We start from the raw sequence: 20,591 nt of genomic DNA, 5'->3' as shown, positions 1-20,591 counted from the left end.
CCGGGGCCGCCCCTGTGGTAGTCACTCCCACGCGGACGCCCGGGTGCGCGTACGGTTCAGCGGCGATGCACAACGGGTGGCGGGCGTATGGGACCGGTACCCCGTTGTGGGGATGGCGGGGCCGGGCCGCCCGTGCCAGCGCGGGCGGATCAACCGGGCGGTGTGCGATGGCAGACGCCGCCGGCCTCGTACCGCACGCGAAAGCTGCCTGAGCGGAGCCCTCACTCGCACGGCCAGACAGACCCTCGTAACCCTACGGAACGGGGGGCGCCGCCCGCGCCCTGCAGCTCGCCCGGCCAGGCGCGGCAGCGCAGCATCTCCAGCGGCGGGTTGGCGAGAAGGCCTGCCCAGAAGTGCTCGCCGAACTCACGGATGCCCGCTTCGGACACCTGCGGCGGAACCCACTCCACCCCACTGAACCCGGCCGCCCCTGTCGAGTTGTGCTTCACGACGCCATGACGCAGCTCACAGGGAAAGGGTGACAGGGCGTTGTCGCGGGGAGCTGCGAATGTCGGCGGCATGACGATCACAGATGAGGACTGCCTCCCCGAGACCCTGGCGTTCAACGAGCAGTTCGAGGCTGCCGCCGCGGGCCGTCCGGTTCGAGGGCAGGCGCCGAGTGCAGCCACGCTGGCGCTCCTGCGGGGCAACCGGCTCGGCGGTGACACGCCACCGGTAAGACTGCCGTACGGCCGGGACCGCGTCGTTGAGGGCGGAGTGAACGTGCGGGTCTTCGTGCCGGACCATGTCGACGGCGTGTACCTGCACATCCACGGCGGCGGCTGGGTGTTCGGGTCCGCCGATGGGCAGGACGAGCGGCTCTGGCGGCTCGCCGAGCAGGCGCGGCTGGCCGTGGTGAGCGTGGGGTACCGTCTCGCGCCGGAACACCCCTTCCCCGCCGGGCCCGACGACTGCGAAGCGGCTGCCCGGTGGCTGGTGGAGCACGCTGAGGCCGAGTTCGGTACGGAACGGCTGCTGATCGGCGGCGAATCGGCCGGTGCCCACCTCAGCGTCGTGACGCTGCTGCGTCTTCGCGACCGGCATGGCATCACCGGCGCGTTCCGGGCGGCCCACCTGCTCTTCGGCCCCTACGACCTGTCGATGACACCAAGCCAGCGGTTGTTCGGCTCCCGGCAGCTCCTGAGCAACACCGATTCGATGCGGGGCAGTTGTGAGCTGTTCACGCCAGGGTTGGGGCCGGAGCAGCGCCGCGATCCCGAGGTGTCGCCCCTGTTCGCGAGCCTGACCGGGTTGCCGCCCGCCCGGATCGTCGTCGGCACCGAGGATCCGCTGCTGGACGACTCGCTGTTCCTGGCCCAACGGTGGCAGGCGGCGGGTGCGCCTGTGGAGCTCGGCGTCGTCGCCGGCGCGATGCACGGGTTCACCCTGTTCCCCCTGACCATCACCGAGCGGGAACTGCGGCGCCAGCGGGACTTCCTGGCCACCGCGTGACGGTAGCGTCAGCGGCATGAACCGAACTGCCCGGCTGTACGCCCTGGTGGAAGAGCTGCGCGCGGCGGCGCCGCGGCCGTTGACGGTCGCGGCGCTCGCCACTCGGTTCGACGTCAGCACGCGCACGGTGCAGCGTGACCTGCAAACCCTGATGGAGACCGGTGTCCCGGTGCGCTCCATACCCGGGCGAGGCGGCGGCTGGTCGATCGACCCGCAGATGACCCTGCCCCCGATCCACCTCACCGCCGAAGAAGCCTCGGCGCTGACCGCCGCGCTCGCCGCCGCCGACGCCTCCACCCCCTACGCCGGCGCTGCCCGCACCGCAGCCCAGAAGATCACAGCCTCGATGACCGGCCCCGCCTCGGCGGCGGCCCAACAACTCGCCGCACAGATCGTTACGCTGCCCGCACGAACCGACTCCACCATCCGTTCTGCGGTGGAGCAGGCCCTCGCCAACAACATGGTGCTACGACTCTCCTACACCGACGCGGCAGGACACGAAAGCGACCGCGTCGTGGAACCGGCCGGACTGCTCACCGCCGACGGCCGCTGGTACCTCATCGCCTGGTGCCGCACCCGCCGGGCCGGCCGGGGCTTCCGGCTGGACCGGATCGCGGCAGCGGCTCCCACCGGCGAGGAAGCCCACACCCATGACCTGACCGAACTACTACTCGGCTCGGCCGCCGCCAGTGCGGTGCGACCCGCGGCGCTCGCCTCGCTCACACCCCGGCCATGAGAATCCGAAGGCGCCGGCCCGGCGAACCTTTCCGGCCGCGGTGCTCGCAGGGCTTGGTCGGGGGGGGCCCGAGGTGGTGGGTGTCTCGGCCACGGCCACCGCGCAACCCGAGGACGCCCGGCCGTGCACCCCGGACTACACCGGCCGGGGTGCACGGCCGGTCCCGGCCCACCCCCAAGCCGGCCCGGAGGGTGAAGAGCCTGGCCATCGCGGCCGACAGATCTTTCGCGCGGCCGGTGCGGTGGAGGGAGGGTTCACGGGCCGGCAGCGGCCGAAGCCGGCGCAGAGGCTGTTCGCGCCGGTCCCGGCCGACCCACCGACGGGCAGCCACCCGGTGGTCGCAGCAGGGGCCTTCACCACGCGCCCTCAGCGTGCGCCTTCACCACGCGTCCGCTGCGGTGTCGAGCGCGATGCAGGCTGTAGGCGGCGCTGGTTGTACACCTGGTCACCGAGGAGGTGCAGCAGCCTTCTGAGCAGGCACCGTATAGGAGTACGAGCGCGATGCGGCGGGGGCCGGGGCAGATGCGCCAGGGGCCGGGGCGGGCTGCTGCGGCGCGTAGCTGACCTCGACGCCGAACTGCGAGCCGTTCTCGGCGGTATACGTGCCCAGGCCCGGAACCGCGACCGTATGATGACCGCTGAGATACATGCCCGGCGGCAGAGGAACGGCGGCCAGGGCCGTGTCGTACACCGATTCCGTGCTGCTCCGGACGGTGTGGCCGGGGGCGCAGCCACCGCCGTCGTTGCAGTCCGTGCGGATCAAGGACCTGGTGAAGCTTCCGTCCAAGTCGCCCAGGAGTTTCACGGCGCCCGTACTCTTCGTCTGCTTGAGCACGACCTTGACGACGGCGGTGGTGTGCGGCGGCACCGGGACCGACTGGGACGAAGCGGTGTAGGTCTCCTCTACGGATGACGTCTTGGTGTCGGTCTCGCCCCAGGTCCACGTGGCGGTGAACTCGTCGCCGCCACTGATGAAGTCACCGAGCTTCACCTGCGCCGATATCTTGTGCGATGTGGAGAGCTGTTTGGTGACCGCGGTCGACACGGTGTCCGTCACCTTCCTGCTGAACCCCTGGGTCGTCAGCGTCATCTCCCTGTCGGTGGTGTTTGTCATGGACGCGCTGCCCACATACCAGGTGGCCCCGGGGCTCGTGGTTGCCGGACCGTCCGGAGTCACCTGAAGGTTGGAGAAGGTGACACCTGAGGCGTCGTTGCGGGTCGACACATGGCTGGTCGTCGGAATGTTGCTCCGGCCCCACTGGTACGTCCAGTGGCGGTTGTCCCACACGGACGCGTAATGCCGCTCGCCGTTCGTGGTGGCGGAATCTCCGTACTGCACGAAGTCGTTGAGCAGGCCGTCGAGGTCGGCGGGGTACGCCGGGGCACTGTGGGTGGCGGCGGAGGCATCGCCGGGCGCCGCCAGAGCGGCGAGGGCCGCGATGGCGGTGACCGGCACCACGAAACGGGCAACGCTCTTCTTACGTATGGACAACTTCACTGTCTCTCTCTCGGTCGCTCGGCCCCGCCCGGATCGCCTGGGATGCCTGTCGGCGTGGACCAGTCACAGCCAACCCCCACCTAAAGGGAAAAACCGGGCTCATTGACGCCTCCGATACGTTTCCACGGTCCGCCTTGACGAATTTCTTGCGTGGCGCGGCCGGTTCTACCGGGGGGTTGTCCCGCAACCAGGCCAGAACCTGGCCGGCGTGCTCGTTCGGCGGGAAGACCGGATAGAAGACGTGCTCGATCACGCCATCGCGGATGATCAGGGTCAGCGGCTTGTAGAGCGTCAGCCCACTGCTCTGGAACGTGGGCAGCCAGGAGGCCGCAGACGCGGTCGGCGAGATCGGCTGGGAGCCCCCCAGCCAACCAACCAACCAGAGATGATTCGTCAAGGGCGTGGACCGGCCGCTGCGCACCTTCCGGGTGCCGGCGCGGTCGTCTGCGGCCAGGGCCTGTTGCGCAGGTGGATCTTGACGCTCCGTGCCGTTACCTGGGAGGTAATCGCGCCGATCTGTCGGCGCTGGCGAGAATGCTGATCTCGCCGCGTCAGTCGGACGCGGATGTCGGATCGGAGTGATGAGTCGTGTCCATAGCCGCACCCGCGACCACCCGCAGTGTCGTGGAGGAACTGTTGCGCCGGATCGGCGAGGGCGATCCCGCGCGCGTCGCTGAGATGTATGCCGAGCGGGGCGATTGGAAGCTGGACTGGCCGGAGGCCGAGCACGGCCGTCCCGCCACCCCATGGATACGTCACCGATCCACCCGCGCCGATGCCGCCGCCCACTACCGCGAGCTTGCCGAGCACCATGTGCCTGGGCAGGCAGCGACCGAGATCGAGCGTATCCTCGTCGATGGCCGCGACGCAGTCGTACTCGGCGAGATCCGCCAGACCGCCCGCTCCACCGGACGTGCTTACCGCGCTCGGTTCGCTTTGCACCTCTCCGTCCAAGACGGCCTTGTCACCCGGCACCATGTCTACGAAGACAGCCTTGCCGTCGCCCAGGCGTTCGACACGAGGGGAACCGAATGAGACTTGCTGAGATATCCGTGAAGTTCACGGCCACAGCCACTCGTTGAGGACTGCGATCAGCACGGCCACCTCGTAGCGAACAGCAAGTTCGTCGTATCTGGTGGCAACAGCCCGGCGGCGCTTGAGCCGGTTGATCCCGGACTCGACCGCATGGCGTTCGCGGTAGTCGGTCGTGCCGGACTTCGGCGCCCGACCACCGGCTGGGTCGCTGGACGTGCCGGTGCAGCCGGCTCGGCCCGTCGTAGACGCGCTCCAGCAGCTCTTCGGGAACTACTACGTACCCGTGATCGGCCAGTGAGTCAGTTGCGGCCGAGCGGTGCGCCATACCAGCGCCAGTTCGTCCGGCGGGGGCGATCAGGTGTCTCGATGCGTCCGGTGGCCCACAGAAGAGTCGACCATGGGGTGTCGATGACGGAGACGTCGGGAAACAGGCGCGCGAGGACTCGCTCACTCAGATCCTGCGGGGGCTCCGAGAAGCGGCTCAGACTCTGGGCGATGTCGTGGGTATGGACGAGGGTCTCGACGATACCCATCGCTGCGAAGCCCTCCGGGTCGGACGCGCCGAAGACGTGCGGGGCCAAGGTGCTCGCGTCGGCGGTGTCGACGATGGCCGCGAGCAGTCCGCCGCAGGCCTCCACGACGGTCAGGAGTCCCCGGGGTCCTGCCTCGCGGTCTCCGAAGATGACGTTGGCCGGTCCGTCCGGTCGATCACTGGAGATACGCAGCGGGACGCGCGGTACGGCGATGGGCTGCGTGAGCCCGAACCGCAGCGCGTACGTGAGCAGGTCGTCCGCGAGGTGCTCAAGGGTCTCCCAGCACGTCCACTCCAAGCCGCCGGCCCGGACGTGCCATTGGGCAGCGGGGACGCCTTCGAGGACGTCGACGCAGTAGGCAACGGCCTGGCGCACGTGCTGCCCGCTCACCGGCATGTGCGGTTCCCCGAGTTGTGGCATGCGAGGAGCCTACCGGAGCGATGCGATCGGCCTGGCGCATTCCACCGCGTTGGCCGCCGCGGCCAGTTGGACGGCCGGGCCGCGTCGGCCTCCGGCGCAACAAGTCGTACGAGGCGCCAACACGGGCATCATCCGCCACCAGCTTCCGCGATCCAGATTCTGTCCGAACTCGGGCAGAATGCCTGAGAGTTGTTCAGCCGGGAGTCCTGTCGGGCGGCCGGCTCGCAGGGCACGCTCAGCGTCGGCCGTCGCCCGGCGCGAGCAGGCAGTGGGCGCGGCGGCGCCGGCTTCCCACGCAGACCATGGAATCGCCCGCGGCCGTCGCCGAAGCCCGCGCTGTCCGGCCTCGTGGTGGCGCTACGTGCCACGCGGGGCGCGCCGTCACCGCGTGCTGTCCGGCTCGTTACAGGTACATGAACCCGGTGCGGCGCGCCCAGGGGCGGAGTGGTCCGCCGTCAGTCTTCGTCCGCGTCCACGACCTCGGATCCGCGAGCGATATGACGACCGATCAGGAAGGCTCCCCGTGCTGCAACTTCCCGTCGAGGAGATGGAGATGGCGCCCGGACACGCCATGGAATGGACGGTGTCCGCCGCAGGAACCGCCGGGCTGCCCCAGGGCTCCGATCCGGGTGCCCTCGCCTCCTACAACCAGAAGGACCACTTCTCCGTCGCCCAGAACCTCCGTGCGGCCGACTTCGGTTACGCCTCGTACATCGGCGGCTCCTTCGAGATCCGCGGGAGCGTCGACCGCGTAGCACTGGAGGCCGCCCTGCTCCATCTCGTGTGCCGTCACGAGGTGTTGCGCTGTGTTTTCAGCGCGGGTACGGATGGGCCTGCGCTGGAGGTCGTCCCGCCGCAGGATGTGAAGCTCGAACGCGTCGATATCGGGCGGATCGATTCTCCGGCCGAGGCTCGCGCCTACGTACGACAGTTCCTCCAGGGCACCGACACGCTGCGGGGTCCCTGGATCGTCATGGGCGCGATGATCCGGGAGGAGTCCACCACCGTCTACTTCGCCTGCGACCACCTCCTGACCGACGGGGTGTCGACCCCCGTCGCCGTCCACGACATCGCCACGGCCTACGCGGCGTACGCCGACGGCCGGGAGCCGTCCCTTCCCGAGGCGCGCAGCTTCCTCGACCACGGCGGCGCCGAGCGGCGCCGCGGCGCGGCGATGGGCCCCGGCGACGCGCTGCTGGACCACTGGAAGGAGTTCGTCGCGCGCAACGGCGGACAGCTCTTCCCGCGTTTCCCCCTGGACCTGGGGATCGAGCCGGGAGTGGCGTACCGCGCCGTCAACGAGGCGGACGTGCTGCTGCCTTCAGGCCGCCTCGACGCGATGGAGGCCCGCTGCCGTTCGGTGGGCGGCAGGACGTCGGCCGGTGTCCTGGCCGCCCTCGGCGTCAGCCTCAGGCGGGAAGGCGGCCCGGAGGTCTTCCGTGCCCTCGTGCCGGTCAGCACGCGCGGCCAGGGTCCCTACGAACACAGCATGGGCTGGTTCGTCAACACACTCCCGGTCGAGTTCCCGGTGGCCGACGACACCGACTTCGCGGGCATCATGGCGGGCGCCCAAGGTGCCCTTCAAGCGATGCGGCCGTACGCCGACGCTCCGTTCGTCCGCGTCTTCGATCTGCTGACGGCCAATCAGACGGGGCCCCGAGTCTGGCCGTTCGCCGTCAGCTTCTTCTCCTACCTGGACTTCAGGAGGACTCCGGGTGCGCACAGCCACGTGGCGTGGAAGGCGCGCAAGTACGTCTCCACGACACACAGCAACGGCATCTTCTTCTGGTTCCACCGCGACCACACCGGGCTCCACCTGAACTCCATCTTCGTGGACACCTCCGAGGCCCGCCGTACCAAGGCGGCCCTCGTCAAGACCCTCGTACAGACGCTGGACAGCATCGCCCGCACCGGCCGGTTCTGATGGCCGTCCGCTCCTGCGACGAGCGGCGCACACTTACGGAAAGGGGCGCCCACCGGTGCTTCAACTCCCCAGCTCGGAGCTGGTCATCGCACCCGGGCGCGCCGTCGAATGGCGCGTGCACGCCGCAACCGGCGCCGCCACCGCGCGGCACGCGGCAACCGGGTCCGCCGCCCCGGAGCCGTACCACCCCATGCCCTCCTACAACCAGGAGTACCACTTCGGCGCGTCCTCGCCTTCCGCAGCTGAGGCCGAGGATGAGGACCGGGGCCAGCACCCCCGCACCGACTGCTTCGCCGGAACCTTCGAGATCCGCGGCCGGCTCAACCGCCCGGCGCTCGAAGCCGCGCTGCTCCACTGCGTACGGCGCCACGAGGTACTGCGCTGCGAGTTCCGCGCGTCGTCCGGCGGCCTCGCACTCCGGGTCGCCGCGCCGCAGGACGTCAAACTGGAACCGGTCGACCACGGGCCCATGGCCTCACCCGCCGAGGCCCGCGCCTACGTGGAGCGGTTCCTGCAGACCACCGACACGCGCCGTGGGCCCTGGTTCGCCATGGGCGCGATGATCCGCTCGGAGTCCACCACGGTCCACTTCGCCTGCGACCACCTGGTGACCGACGGCACGTCGATGATGATCGTCCTGAACGACATCGCCACCGCCTACGAGGCCTTCTCGTGCGGCCGGGAACCGGACCTTCCCGCAGCGGGCGGCTTCCTGGACCACGGCCGCGAGGAGCGGCGCGGGGCAGCGGCGACCGGTCCCGACGACAGCAGGCTGGACCACTGGAAGGGGTTTATGGCCCGCAACGGCGGCCCCTTCCCGAGGTTCCCGCTGGATCTCGGGGTCGAGCCCGGCGCAGGCTGCCGTGCACTCAACACGACCGACACGCTGCTGGACCGCTCCGGCACGGCGGCCCTGGAGGCCCGCTGCCAAGACGTCGGCGCGGGCGTGCCCACCGCAGCCCTCGCCGCCGTCGGCGTCAGCCTCAGGAAGGAGGGCGGCCCCGACGTCCACCGTGCTCTGGTGCCGGTGGGCACCCGCGGCCGCGGCCGCCACGCACACAGCACGGGTTGGTTCGTCAACCTGCTCCCGGTCGAGTTCCCGGTGGCGGAAGGGGCGGACTTCGCGCAGACCGTGACCGCCGCCCGGGACGCGTCGACGCGGATGATCAGAGGTGGCCGGGTCCCCTTCGTCGTCGTGCTGCGCCTGCTCGCCCCCGAGCTCTACGCACGCCCCTGGCCCCACGCGGTCAACTTCTTCTCGTACATGGACTTCAGGGACGTCCCAGGCGCGGCGCGTCACGCCGACTGGCAGGCCGACATGTACACCTCGGTCCCCGCGACCAACGGCATGTTCCTCTGGTTGCACCGCACCCACGAGGGGATCCACCTCAACTCCGTCCATGTGGACACCCCGCAGGCGCGGCGCACCAAGGCGGCACTCGTGGGGACTCTGATCCGAACGATGGAGGACATGGCCTGTCACGGGACACTCTGACCGCCGGACGGTGATCCAGCGCGGGAGGCAGGGGTCTGCGTCGTGGCCGCTGCCGGGGCCATCGGGCCCGGTCACAGCGTGGTGCGGAGGTGGCGATCGAGGTGTCCGGCGGCGAGTTCGGCCAGTTGCGGCCCGGTGTCCTCGTACGCCAGGGGGCCAGGTCGGGCGGGGGAACATAGCCGTCGGGCATGGCGGCATAGGCGTGCTCCATCATCCGCAGGTACGCCTCGCTCAGCGCCTCGGGCCAGCTGCCGGTGAGAGCCGGGCGTATGCGGGCCTCCGCAGCGAGCGCCGCATGATGGGAGGCAGCCTCAACGGCGGCCTGCTCGCGGGTGTAGTCGCTGATCAACGGTCGGCACGGGACCCACGGCCGCAGCAGGTCCGGCCATACCGCACCAGCGGGAGCGGCTGGGGCGAGGAGCTACAGGGAAGCCCGTACTCGTCCCCCAGCCTCCGTGATCGCGGTGAACGCCGCGTCGTCCAGGCGGGAGGACACCGCGTTCAGGAGCATGTACGTGCCCGCACCGAAGCCGTCCCCCGCCGGGGACGCTCCCGCTGCAGCGTGCACCTGCTCGCGCCAGGACGGCCACATGGCCGCCGCCTCGACGGCCGACCGAAGGCGCAACCGCCCATGCCGGGTACGCACAGCGGCCGGGGTCACCTCGCCCAGCACACCGAGCATCGCCCCGGCCGCCCGCGAAGCCCCGCCCCAACCACATCTTCGGCATGTGTGCGACCCGCCGCGGCGCCGAACCGCAGGGCTGGATGATGGGGTACCGGCTGCACCCCGGCGCCACCGGCCGGGGCATCGCCACGAGAGCGACGGCAGCCCTGGTGAGCGAGGTGTTCGCTCTGCCGGACGTGGCGTACCTGGAAATCGCGCACGACCTCGCCAACATCTCCAGCGGCGCGATACCACCCCGATTGGGCTTCGCCGAAGTCCGACGTGAGCAGGTGGCACCACCCGCAGCCCCCTCGGACAGCGGGATCGACGTGATCTGGCGCCTGAACCGCCCTCCGGCGCACCTTCTGGGCACTGTCCATCCCTGAACACCTCCCGTCAGCCCTGCCCCCGGTTCCGCGAATCCACAGGTCGACAGGTCGACAGGTCAACTGCGCGCCGGCGGCGACCACCCCCGCGCGCGGAGCCGCTCGAAACCGTCCAGCAGCAGATCCAGCGCGAACTCGAACTCGAACTGGTCGTCACAGCCCCCGCCCACCACGGAATCCCCGTCGTGCGCGGCCGCCGCCAGCTCCGCGATGCGCGGGTAGCGCGACGCCAGCGCGGGGTCCGGGGGCTCGGCTCCCCCTGAAGCGTCGAACAACTCCTGGCTGAACCCCAGCAGACGGCTCCCCATCGCGTGCATCACATGGTGCGTGAGGTCGACGGAGAGTCCGCCGTCCCGGAACACCCCGATCATCGAATCCAGGTACTCCAGTACCGCCGGGGTCGGGCCGGTCCGCGACTCGATCACCCGGTACGCCCAGCGGTGACGCAGCAGGACCCGCCGGGCGGAGAGGATTCGCTGCCGCACGACGCCCCGCCAGTCGGAGCCGGGCGCCGGGGGGTCGATCTCGCCGACGACGGCGTCCACCATGCCGTCGAGGAGCTGCTCCTTGTTGGCCACGTGCTTGTAGAGCGCCATCGGTACGACGTCCAGCTCCTGCGCGAGCCTGCGCATGCTGAGCGACTCGATCCCGCTCTCGTCGGCGAGCGCGACGGCGGCGCGCAGGACCCGTTCCCGGTTCAGTCGCGTCATCCAGGCCTCCCATTCCCTTGACGAGTGTACGGCGTACACCTATGGTCCCAGCAAGGTGTACGCCGTACACCTGTTCCTGGGAGGGACCGCAGATGAGCACGGACGCAGGCGCCGCAGCCCATGCAGGCACCGCAGTCAACGCAGAAAGAAGGGCGGCGGTTGTCGCGGGGGTGCTGTTCCTGGTGACCGAGGTCGCCGCCATCGCGGGAGCCGCCCTATACCGCCCCTTGCTCGGCGGCGGGCCAGGGGCCGACAACCGGGCGCTGATCGGGGCGTTGTGCGAGCTGGTCCTGGTCGCCGCCGTCGCCGGTACCGGCGTGACGCTGTTCCCGGTCGTCAAGCGGTGGGGCGAGGGGCTCGCGCTCGGGTACCTCTGCGCCCGACTCCTGGAGGCCGCTGTCATCCTCCTCGGCATCGTCGCCGTACTGGCTCTCACCACCGTGCGACGCGAGGCGGCACAGCCGGGCGCGACCGCCGCCGACGCCGCCCTGGTCGCCGTGCACGACTGGACGTTCCTGGTCGGCCCCAACATCATCCTCGGGTTGAATACGGCCCTGCTGGCCTGGCTGATGTACCGCTCACGGCTCGTACCCAGACCCATCGCCGTACTCGGTCTGGTCGGCGGCCCGCTGATCTGCGCTTCGGCTGCCGCCGTGATGTTCGGGCTCTACGCGCAGCTCTCCGTGCCCGGGTCGCTGGCCGCGCTCCCGGTCTTCGCGTGGGAGGTGGCTCTCGCCGTACGGCTCATCGTGCGGGGGTTCGGGCGCACACGTGGAAGTGACTGATCCGCCAGGCGTGCGCCGGAGAAGTCGGACCGCGCCGCGCCGCTTGGTCTTCCCCCACCGGCGATGCTGGACACTCGTCCATGTATTCTGGACACCTGTCCATGAAAGGTGAGGGGTGAGTACATCGATGGAGACGACCGCGATGGTGCTGGTCGGCCTGGTGGCCGTGCTGCACGCGTACATCCTGGTTCTGGAGATGTTCCTGTGGGAGAAGAAGCCCGGCCGTGAGCTCTCCGGCTTCGACGCCGCCATGGCCCGTGCCACCGCCCCGCTCGCCGCGAACCAGGGTCTCTACAACGGCTTCCTGGCGGCCGGGCTGGTCTGGGGTCTGATCGCCGGGAATCCGACCGGGTTCCGGGTCCAGGTCTTCTTCCTCGCCTGCGTGGTCGTCGCCGGGCTGTACGGGGGCTTCACCGCCAACCGCCGCATCCTGATCGCCCAGGCGCTGCCCGGCGCACTCGCGCTCGGCGCCGTCCTGCTCACACGGTGACCGCGGTGCACGAAGATCCCCGTGCGGCACGGACCCGGGCCAAGCTGCGCCAGGCGCTGCTGGAGGAGTGCTCCAGTCACCCGCTGGCGGAGGTCAGTGTCGCCGCGCTGGTGCGCAGGGCGAAGGTCGGCCGCGCCACGTTCTATCTCCACTACGCCGACCTGGAAGCGGTCGCCGTCGACGCCTGCGCCGATGTCGTCCGCGAGGCTGTGGACGCCCTGCACGCCTGGCGCGGCACACCCGACCCCGTCACCCCGCCGCCCGCCCTGCTCGCCTTCTTCGACCGTCTCACCCCGCACGCCGGGCTCTACCGCGAGCTTCTGAGCCCGGGCGGCGGCGGTCCGCTCGGCCGCACACTCCATGAGGATCTGCGGGCCCGCAGTCGCACCGAACGCGCCCTGGCCGGTGCGCCGGAGCCCGACTTGGTCGCCTCGGCCGTCGCCGCGACCTTCGCCGGGGTGCTCGCCGACTGGCTGCACGGCCTCATCGAGGCCACTCCCGCAGGAATCGCGCAGCGGGTCTGGCGTCTGCTCGTCACCCTGCACCGCACGCCCCTGACCTGACGAACCGATCTGCCCCGCCCCGCGAGCGACAGCCGACCAGGAACACAGCCGCGCGGCGCCGGCCCATCTCACCTACTCGCCACAGCGCGCGTTTCACTGCTCGCGCGGGTCCTGTGCCCCTCGGGCACGCTTCACTCCCCGCTTCTGGGTGGCGGGGTGGAATGCCCAGGCACACAAGGAAGTTGAGTACGTCATGACTCAAGGTCCAGCACCCCGCGCCCTGTCCGACGATGCCCTCTCCGAACTGCTGAGCACCCAGCAGTTCGGCACCCTCGCCACCAATAAGAGCAGTGGCCATCCTCATCTCACCACCATGCTCTACACCTGGGACGCCGAAGCGCGCATCGTACGGTTCTCCACCACCGCCGACCGCATCAAGGTCAAGCAGCTCCGGCGTGACCGGCGCGCGGCCGTGCATGTTCCGGGTGCCGATGTATGGTCGTTCGCCGTGGCCGAGGGCGAGGCCGAGGTCTCCGAGATCACGACCACACCAGGTGATGCGACCGGGCGAGAGCTGCTCGCGATGGTGCCAGAGGCCGCGAAGCCGCAGGATGAAGATGCGTTCCTGGAGCAGTTGGTCGCCGAGCGCCGGGTGGTCATCCGGCTGAAGGTATCTCGGTTGTACGGGACGGCACTCGACATCAACGGCTGAGACCGGTCACCCGGTCACCGTCACAGCCATCCGTCCCTCAGAACCGGGCTCACCTCGCGCACGGTCGACAACCTCACCCTCACACTCCGCACGACGCCTTCATCGGCCACGACCAGGAGGCACTGGAGCAGATGCTCGCGAGCTGCGACCCGTAAGGTGCCGCGGCTGCGGGCCTCTGTACGGCGCCACCTGCACGGTGAGTCCCGGCCGATGCAGGCCGGGGCCGCGACCGGGGCCGCGACCGCGACAAGCCGAACTCACGGCTCATCTCACCGGCCGCCACCGGTCCGCAGTCCCGTGGCCAGCACGCCGGCGGGTCCGCGTTGCCGGCAGCGGTCGATGAGGTCCTCGATCAGCCGAGCCGTCGCCGGACTGTCCGGTGTGTAGATCCACAGCTTGGTATCGGGGGCGGAAGCCGTCGCGAAGCTGGACGCGTTCACCGTGATCCTGTCACCGTCGACGGTGAAGATGGACTTGCTGCGCGGGGTCGGCCAGGCGACCTCCTGCCTGGCCCACATCGCCGCGAAACGCGGGCTCGCGGCGGAGAGTCGCCGGAGGAACTCGGTCCAGTGAGGGGCGTTGGCGCGGTGGCCGAACTCGGCCCGCAGTTGAGCGACCATGAAGGAGACCTCGCGTTCCCGGTCGACAAGTGGCTGCACGTGCTCGTCCGTGGTGAACAGGTGCCACAACACATCTCGCTCGGAGTTTGGCAGCAGCGCCATAGCCGGGTCGAGCGCCGCGTATGCCTCGTTGAACGCGAGGACGTCGTAGCGGATCGTCGTGATGGTCGCCGGGAGCGGGGTCAAGGCGTCCAGGATGACCTGGTTCTCCGCAGGCTGCGGATACGTCGACGCACTCGATGGTGCACGGGGGCTCTCGACGAGCCGGTAGAGGTGGTTGTGCTCGGTCGAGTCCAGCCGCAGGGTCCTGGCGATCGCGTCGAGCACCTGGACGCTCGGGTTGATGGGCCGCCCCCTGCTCCAGCCAGGTGTACCAGACCACCCCGACCCCGGCGAGCTCCGCGACCCCCTCTCGGCGCAGTCCGGGCGTGCGACGCCGGCCTCTGTTCGGCAGGCCGGCCTCTTCCGGGGTGAGGCGTTCACGGCGAGCCCTCAAGAAGGCGGCCAGTTCGGTACGTCGCGGGGCATTGGAGTCGATCAACGTCACACCGCAATGCTCGTAGCCGGAGGCCTCTTGGTCAGCGCCCTGACGGCACTGCTGCTGGCGCGCAGGGCCCGCCGCCATCACCGACTGCGTCAAACAGGCTGACAAGTCAGCGGAGTCGGCCCCTCTCTCACGCGTCATGCCGGCTGTGTGGCCCACATCCGGAGTAGCCGTGCACCTCGCCTCCGCGTACGTGCTCGCGCCATTCCCGCCCACGAAATCCGCACCGGAGTGCTGCTCAAGCCACGCTTGAGTCACGCTTGAGTCATGTGCCGAGGGCGGAGGCCACTGCCCGCATTGGTGTGGAATGCGGCGAGTCGGCAGTCGTTGCCAAATACCCCAACTCAGCGACAACAAACGGTAGTTGAACGACGCGCCCATGTTGACCTTACGTGGCCATGCCACATAGCATCACGCCGAAAGCTATTGGCTGAGAGGAGTGCAAGATGGCACAGACTTACACCCCAGCAATCGGCACCACCACTGAACCAGCCACCTATGAATCCCTGGTCGAGGACGCGCTGCGCGAACTCGGCGCAGCCGAATCGGCCGAGGTCCTCGAACCGGTCGGCAGTGGCGAAGAAGGCCCGCTCATGGCCTGGTTCGTAGCCACCTGATCAATCCTGCAGGGCTCTTGAGAGTTCCAGCCGCACCAGATCCCGCGGCTGGAACTCTTATGGAAACGACCACAGGCCAGGGGGAACAAGTCTTGAGCGTTGTGCAGTCGAGCCGCGAACTGCGGGATGGAGTCGATTCGCTCCTCGACCGGTACGTCGAAATCTCCAACCGCGATCACTGCATCGTTGCCTTCTCCCCGGACAGCCGGGAGGCGGCCGCCTGGCTGATGGCCGGCCTGAAGCAGCGAAATGTCGGCACAAAGATCGTGGGCATGCGGCCGCTCGTGGATTACGAGTTCGCCGGACGCCTGAACTCCGCCGTATCGGAGGCCGACCCCGCCACTGGCCGGCTCATCATATTCACTCTCGAACGAGACACCATGTCTCACTTCTCGCCCCTCCTCGACGTGCTGCAACGGTTCGGCGGTGACCGGTGCATGGTGGTGCGCATCATCAGCGCGTCACGGGAGTTCTTCGAGAAGGCCCTCAACCTCGGACCGGACGAACTCAGTGCCCGCAATGCCGCACTGCTGACACGCCTGACCAAGGCGCGTAGCGTCAGGATCCGCACGCGCAGTGGTACCGACCTCCGCATCAGCCTCGATTCCGATCGATTCGAATGGATCAGCAATCGCGGCGTGTGGCGACCGGGCGGCTTCACCATTCTTCCGGCGGGTGAGATTGCCACGTACCCCGCCAGGATCGACGGCCGGCTGGTAGCGGATGGCGCGCTCAATTGCAACGTCATCACTCGGATCGACACCAGGCTGGCGGCTCACCCGTTGACGGTCGACATTGAAGACGGGCGCGCCACAAGCTTCACGTGCGCGGATGACGATGTCCGTGAGTTGGTGGACCTCTGCTTCAAGCAGCCGCACGGCACCCGAGTGGGCGAGCTGGGCTTCGGAACCAACTCGGGAATCGACCAGTTCATCTCGGCCAACTCCCATATCAATGAACGGCGAGTCGGCGTACACATCGGATTCGGACAGCACAATCAGGACCGTTCCGTGGTCAGGTACGAGGAGAAGGTGCATCTCGACCTCATTACCGATGGCGCGGAGCTTCTTCTTGACGAGGAGGCAGTACCTATCGACCTGGACGACATCCGGTTGGTCGGGGACGAGCACCCGGCGCTGGTGAGGGACGAGGACATCACGGGCGACTGCTGCGGGTTCGGCTACGGCCAGTTGACCGATCCTGCTACGGCGGCTCCGATCGGCTGAGCATGCCTATCCTGAGCAAAGTGCCTGCCTCGCGTATGGCCAACAGCGCCATGGGACTGCGCGACTTCCGGTTCCTCTGGGCCGGGCAAGCGGTCAGTGCCGTGGGAGACCAGCTTTTCACCATAGCCGTGTCCCTCCGGGTGATCGAGGTCGGCGGTGATGCCGGCGACGTCGGGCTGGTGATCGGCGGCCGAATGCTCGCCATGGTCCTGTTCGTGCTCGTCGGCGGTGTCTGGGCAGATCGTGTGCCGCGGCGAAGGGCGATGATCGTCGCTGATGGATTCCGGCTGGCGGCCATCACCGTCGTCGTGCTGGGAGCGTTCGACACGGCAACACTTCCGCTCGCCGTCATGACCTTCCTCGTGGGCAGCGGTGAGGCGTTCTTCCGCCCCGCATATGGCGGTCTGGTGCCTTCGGTCGTCCCCGAGGAGCGGTTGCTCAGCGCGAATGTATGGCGAGGCGGCATGGAGAGCGCCGCGGCTGTGGTGGGGCCGGCGCTCGGCGGGCTACTGGTGGCCACCGCCGGGACCCGGTTGGCTTTCGCCATCAACGGGGCCACGTTCGCCGTCAGTCTGGTGTGCGTCCTAGCGGTCGCCGAACCGCCGATGCGAAGGCTGGGGCCCCGTTCCTCCATCGTCCGCGAGAGTCGAGAAGGACTGGCGGCGGTGCGCCGCGTTCGCTGGACGTCAGCCGTTCTCGTGATGACCGCGGTGCAGACCATGTTCGTTGTCGCGCCTCACATGGTGCTGCTGCCAGTCATCACGCAGGAAGAGTTCGGGGGGGCCTCGGCCTACGGTCTGGTGCTCGCCGCGTTCAGCCTCAGCGGCCTCGTCGGCACGATCGTCATCGGGCGAATTCAGTTGAGGCGCCCCGGAACGAGTGCGATCGTCTTCAACGCGCTCTTCGCCACCGTTCCACTCGTATTGCTCACCCCGTTCTCCTTGGGGTGGGTGATGGGCGGATACATCATCGCAGGACTCGCGATGATGCCCTTCAACACCCTCTTGCACACCGCGCTGCAGCGCCAGTTCTCCCCGTCACTTCTCGGCCGGGTGACTGCGGTCGACTCGCTGTGCAGCCTTGCCTTGCTGCCGATCGGCCTCGCGAGCGCCGGGCCACTGGCGGACGCGCTGGGCCGTACGACAGTGCTCGGCGTCGCCGCGGCCGTACAACTCACCGCCGCAGCACTGGTGCTAGCCGTGCCCGGAGTACGCGATTTCCATCAGGACGAACGGTCGGATATCGAGAATTCGGAGGTAGAAGATGGCGCTGGAAGAAGTTCTTGATGACCCGTCGATGCTGGCATCCATTCGGGACAGGAAGCCACACGTCAGCCGGAGTCTGGGCAAGCTGGACCATGTCTTCTCGACGGAGATCGCGCAGACACTCCTCTTTGATCGAGGACTGCGCGCCCCCTACATCAGGCTATGGCGCCAGGGCCAGGACATCGGAGTCCGGGACGCCACCAGGACCAAGGGCGGATCCGACGAGCGCAGGGTACTGTCCGGGCTCGTAGACCCTCAGTACGCAGTGTCCGAGATACGGGCAGGAGCGACGCTCGTTTTTCAGGCGATGTCCACGTACTGCCCCGAGGTGGCATCATTCTGCTCGGACCTGGCCGAAGACGTCGGCTGTCCCGTCGCCGCCAATGCCTTCCTGACTCCGCCACACGCGCAGGGTGCGCCGGTGCACTACGACATGGCGAGCGTCTTCATACGGCAGTTGGCGGGCTCCAAGACATGGCGTCTTCATGAACCGCCGGGTACCTGGCCCATCAGGCGCTCGAAGCCGGGCGACAAGCCGAAAACCCCGCTGGCTCATGAAATCACTCTCCATCCCGGTGACTGCCTCTATCTGCCGCGCGGTTACTACCATGAGGGGATCACGGGAGAAGACGGATCCGTTCACATCACGTTCTCCGACGGAGTGGAGGATCATTGGGTGGAGGTCCTGCATGACGTGCTGGACCTGGTGGCCGAGCGGACCGAATCGCTGCGAGGCCGCTTGCCCGGCAGGGCCGAGGCGTTGAACGGCCAATCGAGGGAAGTTTGGCAATCGGTCCGGGAGGATGTGATTCGCGCGCTGGACGGTCTGGGCGACGAGATGATATCCGCACTGATTGTACGGCGTCTTCAGGCACGCGAAGAAGAACTTTCGAGGTCGGAACCGGCCCGGCTTGCCGAGATTCTGTCAGTGGAGTCGAAACCGGGTGACGTGTAATGGGAACCGGCCGGGACGAAGCAATCCGGGTCGGGATAACTTCAACTGGCACCATGAGCTTGGTCCGCAGCCACCACAGGGCAGTCTTGCGAAACCTCAAGCCACATCTTGAGGATGGGCAGGAGCCCTCCTGCCTGCACCCCGGCCTGGTGTGGGAGGCAGCGCGGACATCCACCGCGGTGGACACCGGGCGCATCGCGGACCTGATCCGCAGCTTGGACACCGCGGGTCTCATGCCTCCGATTGAGCACCTCGCACTGGATGCACCCATGTGCCCCGACTGGTGCCGATGGGGCATCCAGCAACTCCTGACAGACATTCAGCGCACACGTGGCACAGATGACACCGAATTCAGCGCACCGCACATGAAAGAGGGAATCGCACACCTGGAAGACGCCCGGGAGACCCTGCGAAGAGTGTGGCCGGAAGCCGCCCTGGAAATGGATCTACTGATCCGCGCCATCGTGTACGTGCAGGGTGGCGCCTTCCGTTCCGGCACGCTTCGACAGACCTTCGGGGCCATCTACCTCGGTACGGCCAGCGTCGAAAGTACTCCTGCCGCTTTCGAGGCGCTCCTGCACGAAACCGGTCACCATGCCCTCTACCTGCGCAACCACTTCGAGACGTTCGTGACGAACGGTGACGCCATGGTCAGCCACGCACTGCGTCCCGATCCACGACCAGTCGCCGGTGCCGTGCACGCTGCACATGTCCTGGCACGCATGACGTACGGACTCGCCCGCTGGGCGGGTGAGCCGGCAGCGCCGCCCGAGGTCTCCGAGCGGCGCGACCAAGCCCTGCGACGACTCAAGGAAACCATCGCGGCACTGGAACCGGTCGCCGAGTGGACGGAGAGGGGCCGGTTGTACTTCGACGATCTGCTCAAGTGGGAACAGGAACTGACGGGTACTCACCCAGGCTGATAACGGTGGCGACCGCCCCGGTCCGGCCACCTGAGAGGTGGTCGGACCGGGGGCCTTCCTCTTCGTTTCGGATTCGCCGACAGCGTCGGCCTTGGGGCTGGGCGAGGGCGCCCTGACCGCCCGGTCCGGGCCGCACTGGACCCGGGCACCGCGCTCGGCGGGCTGCGTGTGCGCGGCGCCGGCCGTGGCCGACCTGGTGACGTCGGGGGCAGGAAAGGCTGAGGCAGATGCCGGACCGGACGCCGTGAGTGATCCTCAGCGCGGACACCACCCCCGGACGCCTCCGGGCCGGTCTACGTGATGGAGTGCACCCCGTGCCTCGACGCCTCTCCCGGACTCCGACACGAGGGATGGGACCGAGAGTGGGCGAACCGGGCACACAGCACGGCACAGGGCGGAGAGCGCCGAGCTCAGTCCACGACCGGGCCGGCTGCGGAGAAGCGCTGGCCCGAGGGCCTTTGGTGGCCGCAGTCCAGGAGCGTGCCGTCGGCATCAACCACTGTGTAGCCGACCAGCACTTGGGCGGGATCTCCGTCCTCGTAGAGCCACAAGGTGATGCAGTCCTTCGAAACGGAGGCCTCGAACCAGACGTCGATGCCTGAGGACTCCGGTCCCACGGTGAAGACCTCTCCAGGCTTCAGCCAGTAGTCCTCGCCCAGCGGCTCGATGAAGAGGCAGAGGTCGCTCTTGCCCTCGTTGCCCACAGGCATCTTGCTGCGTCCCACAAGTCCCCCAAAGATCGCCGTTTCACGAACCTCCACAGGCTGACCGCGGCGGTCTCCCGTGCTGCCCTCTCCCAAAAACCGCAGACAGCAGGGTACGCCGAACCCTCTCGGAGCACCTGTTGATGCTGCGCTCGCCCGTCATCCAACGCGTCGCGGTGTGGTCGCTCTGCGGGCAGACTCCCTGCCCGCCCCAGCCCTCCTGGAACGCCCGCTACTCCGCTCCCCCCAGCACGTGATACGACCTCTGGCGCGCCCGGATTCGCAGGAGAGGCGGGCCGGGGGGGGGGGGGCGCCCCCCCCCGCCCGCCGGGCGAAAAAAAAAAACCGGAGGGATTCGTGGTGTGGGTGGGGCTGAAAACAAAAGGCCCCAGAC

The 20,591-nt window shown here is 68.6% G+C and carries 24 protein-coding genes and 1 pseudogene; 16 read left to right on the top strand and 9 right to left on the bottom strand.

What is annotated here, in order from left to right; genetic code table 11:
- Window positions 1-221 precede the first annotated feature (221 nt).
- The gene (locus ACFWA7_RS06475) at window positions 222-449 is read right to left on the bottom strand and encodes a hypothetical protein (RefSeq protein ID WP_385821367.1); all 228 of its coding nucleotides are present in this window, start codon (window positions 447-449) and stop codon (window positions 222-224) included.
- Window positions 450-519: 70 nt separating this feature from the next.
- Between ACFWA7_RS06475 and ACFWA7_RS06470 the strand changes: the two genes are divergently transcribed.
- Together ACFWA7_RS06470 and ACFWA7_RS06465 are read left to right on the top strand one after the other, a co-directional pair.
- The gene (locus tag ACFWA7_RS06470) at window positions 520-1,452 is read left to right on the top strand and encodes an alpha/beta hydrolase (RefSeq protein WP_385537419.1); all 933 of its coding nucleotides are present in this window, start codon (window positions 520-522) and stop codon (window positions 1,450-1,452) included.
- A 16-nt stretch (window positions 1,453-1,468) separates the two neighbouring features.
- Window positions 1,469-2,188, top strand: a complete 720-nt coding sequence (locus ACFWA7_RS06465; RefSeq protein WP_385537421.1) for a helix-turn-helix transcriptional regulator — start codon at window positions 1,469-1,471, stop codon at window positions 2,186-2,188.
- Between the two features lie 445 nt (window positions 2,189-2,633).
- Here ACFWA7_RS06465 and ACFWA7_RS06460 read toward each other — a convergent pair whose 3' ends face one another.
- Window positions 2,634-3,680 (bottom strand): ETX/MTX2 family pore-forming toxin, encoded by a 1,047-nt coding sequence (locus ACFWA7_RS06460; RefSeq protein ID WP_385821365.1) that lies wholly within the window; start codon window positions 3,678-3,680, stop codon window positions 2,634-2,636.
- The gene (locus tag ACFWA7_RS06455; RefSeq protein WP_385821363.1) at window positions 3,667-4,083 is read right to left on the bottom strand and encodes a hypothetical protein; all 417 of its coding nucleotides are present in this window, start codon (window positions 4,081-4,083) and stop codon (window positions 3,667-3,669) included. The genes ACFWA7_RS06460 and ACFWA7_RS06455 overlap by 14 nt, the downstream gene beginning before the upstream one ends.
- Window positions 4,084-4,274: 191 nt before the next feature.
- Between ACFWA7_RS06455 and ACFWA7_RS06450 the strand changes: the two genes are divergently transcribed.
- Both ACFWA7_RS06450 and ACFWA7_RS06445 read left to right on the top strand, forming a co-directional pair.
- Entirely contained in the window at window positions 4,275-4,721 is a 447-nt protein-coding gene (locus ACFWA7_RS06450) for a nuclear transport factor 2 family protein (RefSeq protein WP_385821361.1), read from the top strand.
- A 172-nt stretch (window positions 4,722-4,893) separates the two neighbouring features.
- Window positions 4,894-5,019, top strand: a complete 126-nt coding sequence (locus ACFWA7_RS06445) for a hypothetical protein (RefSeq protein ID WP_385537432.1) — start codon at window positions 4,894-4,896, stop codon at window positions 5,017-5,019.
- A 1-nt stretch (window position 5,020) separates the two neighbouring features.
- Here the strand turns inward: ACFWA7_RS06445 and ACFWA7_RS06440 are convergent, their stop codons facing one another.
- Window positions 5,021-5,674, bottom strand: coding sequence for a DinB family protein (locus ACFWA7_RS06440; protein ID WP_385537435.1), 654 nt, complete (start codon window positions 5,672-5,674; stop codon window positions 5,021-5,023).
- A gap of 523 nt (window positions 5,675-6,197) precedes the next feature.
- On the opposite strand from ACFWA7_RS06440, the gene ACFWA7_RS06435 reads away from it, so the two are divergent.
- Both ACFWA7_RS06435 and ACFWA7_RS06430 read left to right on the top strand, forming a co-directional pair.
- Entirely contained in the window at window positions 6,198-7,598 is a 1,401-nt protein-coding gene (locus ACFWA7_RS06435) for a condensation domain-containing protein (RefSeq protein WP_385821360.1), read from the top strand.
- Between the two features lie 55 nt (window positions 7,599-7,653).
- Entirely contained in the window at window positions 7,654-9,093 is a 1,440-nt protein-coding gene (locus ACFWA7_RS06430; protein ID WP_385821358.1) for a condensation domain-containing protein, read from the top strand.
- 421 nt (window positions 9,094-9,514) lie between these two features.
- Here the strand turns inward: ACFWA7_RS06430 and ACFWA7_RS06425 are convergent, their stop codons facing one another.
- Window positions 9,515-9,775, bottom strand: coding sequence for a hypothetical protein (locus ACFWA7_RS06425; protein ID WP_385537444.1), 261 nt, complete (start codon window positions 9,773-9,775; stop codon window positions 9,515-9,517).
- A gap of 35 nt (window positions 9,776-9,810) precedes the next feature.
- Here ACFWA7_RS06425 and ACFWA7_RS06420 point away from each other — a divergent pair, with 35 nt between their 5' ends.
- On the top strand, window positions 9,811-10,143 hold the full coding sequence (locus ACFWA7_RS06420; protein ID WP_385537527.1) for a GNAT family N-acetyltransferase: 333 nt from the start codon (window positions 9,811-9,813) through the stop codon (window positions 10,141-10,143).
- Between the two features lie 59 nt (window positions 10,144-10,202).
- On the opposite strand, the gene ACFWA7_RS06415 is transcribed toward ACFWA7_RS06420, so the two are convergent.
- Entirely contained in the window at window positions 10,203-10,853 is a 651-nt protein-coding gene (locus ACFWA7_RS06415) for a TetR/AcrR family transcriptional regulator C-terminal domain-containing protein (RefSeq protein WP_385821356.1), read from the bottom strand.
- A 92-nt stretch (window positions 10,854-10,945) separates the two neighbouring features.
- Between ACFWA7_RS06415 and ACFWA7_RS06410 the strand changes: the two genes are divergently transcribed.
- The 4 genes from ACFWA7_RS06410 to ACFWA7_RS06395 all read left to right on the top strand — a co-directional run bounded on the left by ACFWA7_RS06410 (window position 10,946) and on the right by ACFWA7_RS06395 (window position 13,343).
- Window positions 10,946-11,638 carry a DUF4386 domain-containing protein gene (locus tag ACFWA7_RS06410; protein ID WP_385821354.1) on the top strand — a complete coding sequence of 231 codons (693 nt, stop codon included), beginning with the start codon at window positions 10,946-10,948 and terminating at the stop codon, window positions 11,636-11,638.
- 127 nt (window positions 11,639-11,765) lie between these two features.
- Window positions 11,766-12,128 carry a DUF1304 domain-containing protein gene (locus ACFWA7_RS06405; protein ID WP_385537452.1) on the top strand — a complete coding sequence of 121 codons (363 nt, stop codon included), beginning with the start codon at window positions 11,766-11,768 and terminating at the stop codon, window positions 12,126-12,128.
- Between the two features lie 5 nt (window positions 12,129-12,133).
- Window positions 12,134-12,691, top strand: a complete 558-nt coding sequence (locus ACFWA7_RS06400; RefSeq protein WP_385537455.1) for a TetR/AcrR family transcriptional regulator — start codon at window positions 12,134-12,136, stop codon at window positions 12,689-12,691.
- A gap of 193 nt (window positions 12,692-12,884) precedes the next feature.
- Window positions 12,885-13,343 carry a TIGR03618 family F420-dependent PPOX class oxidoreductase gene (locus ACFWA7_RS06395; protein WP_385537457.1) on the top strand — a complete coding sequence of 153 codons (459 nt, stop codon included), beginning with the start codon at window positions 12,885-12,887 and terminating at the stop codon, window positions 13,341-13,343.
- Between the two features lie 269 nt (window positions 13,344-13,612).
- Here ACFWA7_RS06395 and ACFWA7_RS06390 read toward each other — a convergent pair whose 3' ends face one another.
- Both ACFWA7_RS06390 and ACFWA7_RS06385 read right to left on the bottom strand, forming a co-directional pair.
- On the bottom strand, window positions 13,613-14,290 hold the full coding sequence (locus ACFWA7_RS06390; RefSeq protein ID WP_385821352.1) for a transcriptional regulator: 678 nt from the start codon (window positions 14,288-14,290) through the stop codon (window positions 13,613-13,615).
- A gap of 67 nt (window positions 14,291-14,357) precedes the next feature.
- Window positions 14,358-14,588 (bottom strand): annotated as a pseudogene (locus tag ACFWA7_RS06385) (XRE family transcriptional regulator); the annotation flags it as partial.
- Window positions 14,589-14,953: 365 nt separating this feature from the next.
- On the opposite strand from ACFWA7_RS06385, the gene ACFWA7_RS06380 reads away from it, so the two are divergent.
- The 5 genes from ACFWA7_RS06380 (at window position 14,954) to ACFWA7_RS06360 (ending at window position 19,493) form a co-directional block, all read left to right on the top strand.
- On the top strand, window positions 14,954-15,124 hold the full coding sequence (locus ACFWA7_RS06380) for a hypothetical protein (protein WP_358833204.1): 171 nt from the start codon (window positions 14,954-14,956) through the stop codon (window positions 15,122-15,124).
- 92 nt (window positions 15,125-15,216) lie between these two features.
- Window positions 15,217-16,350, top strand: coding sequence for a hypothetical protein (locus ACFWA7_RS06375; RefSeq protein WP_385821350.1), 1,134 nt, complete (start codon window positions 15,217-15,219; stop codon window positions 16,348-16,350).
- A 35-nt stretch (window positions 16,351-16,385) separates the two neighbouring features.
- Window positions 16,386-17,636, top strand: coding sequence for an MFS transporter (locus tag ACFWA7_RS06370; RefSeq protein ID WP_385537466.1), 1,251 nt, complete (start codon window positions 16,386-16,388; stop codon window positions 17,634-17,636).
- Entirely contained in the window at window positions 17,614-18,570 is a 957-nt protein-coding gene (locus ACFWA7_RS06365; protein ID WP_385821347.1) for a JmjC domain-containing protein, read from the top strand. The genes ACFWA7_RS06370 and ACFWA7_RS06365 overlap by 23 nt, the downstream gene beginning before the upstream one ends.
- A 53-nt stretch (window positions 18,571-18,623) precedes the next feature.
- The gene (locus tag ACFWA7_RS06360) at window positions 18,624-19,493 is read left to right on the top strand and encodes an aKG-HExxH-type peptide beta-hydroxylase (RefSeq protein WP_385821345.1); all 870 of its coding nucleotides are present in this window, start codon (window positions 18,624-18,626) and stop codon (window positions 19,491-19,493) included.
- Window positions 19,494-19,903: 410 nt separating this feature from the next.
- On the opposite strand, the gene ACFWA7_RS06355 is transcribed toward ACFWA7_RS06360, so the two are convergent.
- Entirely contained in the window at window positions 19,904-20,203 is a 300-nt protein-coding gene (locus ACFWA7_RS06355; RefSeq protein WP_385821342.1) for a hypothetical protein, read from the bottom strand.
- Window positions 20,204-20,591 lie beyond the last annotated feature (388 nt).

This window comes from Streptomyces sp. NPDC059994 (assembly GCF_042737755.1).
Lineage (GTDB): Bacteria > Actinomycetota > Actinomycetes > Streptomycetales > Streptomycetaceae > Streptomyces.
This window is presented reverse-complemented; position numbering and strand designations above follow the sequence as displayed.

Coding starts and splice junctions, on each gene's coding strand:
- ACFWA7_RS06410 (WP_385821354.1), top strand. CDS start 10,946: ATGAGCACGGACGCAGGCGCCGCAGCCCATGCAGGCACCGCAGTCAAC.
- ACFWA7_RS06370 (WP_385537466.1), top strand. CDS start 16,386: ATGGCCAACAGCGCCATGGGACTGCGCGACTTCCGGTTCCTCTGGGCC.
- ACFWA7_RS06395 (WP_385537457.1), top strand. CDS start 12,885: ATGACTCAAGGTCCAGCACCCCGCGCCCTGTCCGACGATGCCCTCTCC.
- ACFWA7_RS06425 (WP_385537444.1), bottom strand. CDS start 9,775: ATGCTCGGTGTGCTGGGCGAGGTGACCCCGGCCGCTGTGCGTACCCGG.
- ACFWA7_RS06365 (WP_385821347.1), top strand. CDS start 17,614: ATGGCGCTGGAAGAAGTTCTTGATGACCCGTCGATGCTGGCATCCATT.
- ACFWA7_RS06440 (WP_385537435.1), bottom strand. CDS start 5,674: ATGCCACAACTCGGGGAACCGCACATGCCGGTGAGCGGGCAGCACGTG.
- ACFWA7_RS06415 (WP_385821356.1), bottom strand. CDS start 10,853: ATGACGCGACTGAACCGGGAACGGGTCCTGCGCGCCGCCGTCGCGCTC.
- ACFWA7_RS06380 (WP_358833204.1), top strand. CDS start 14,954: ATGGCACAGACTTACACCCCAGCAATCGGCACCACCACTGAACCAGCC.
- ACFWA7_RS06405 (WP_385537452.1), top strand. CDS start 11,766: ATGGAGACGACCGCGATGGTGCTGGTCGGCCTGGTGGCCGTGCTGCAC.
- ACFWA7_RS06360 (WP_385821345.1), top strand. CDS start 18,624: ATGAGCTTGGTCCGCAGCCACCACAGGGCAGTCTTGCGAAACCTCAAG.
- ACFWA7_RS06470 (WP_385537419.1), top strand. CDS start 520: ATGACGATCACAGATGAGGACTGCCTCCCCGAGACCCTGGCGTTCAAC.
- ACFWA7_RS06355 (WP_385821342.1), bottom strand. CDS start 20,203: ATGCCTGTGGGCAACGAGGGCAAGAGCGACCTCTGCCTCTTCATCGAG.
- ACFWA7_RS06465 (WP_385537421.1), top strand. CDS start 1,469: ATGAACCGAACTGCCCGGCTGTACGCCCTGGTGGAAGAGCTGCGCGCG.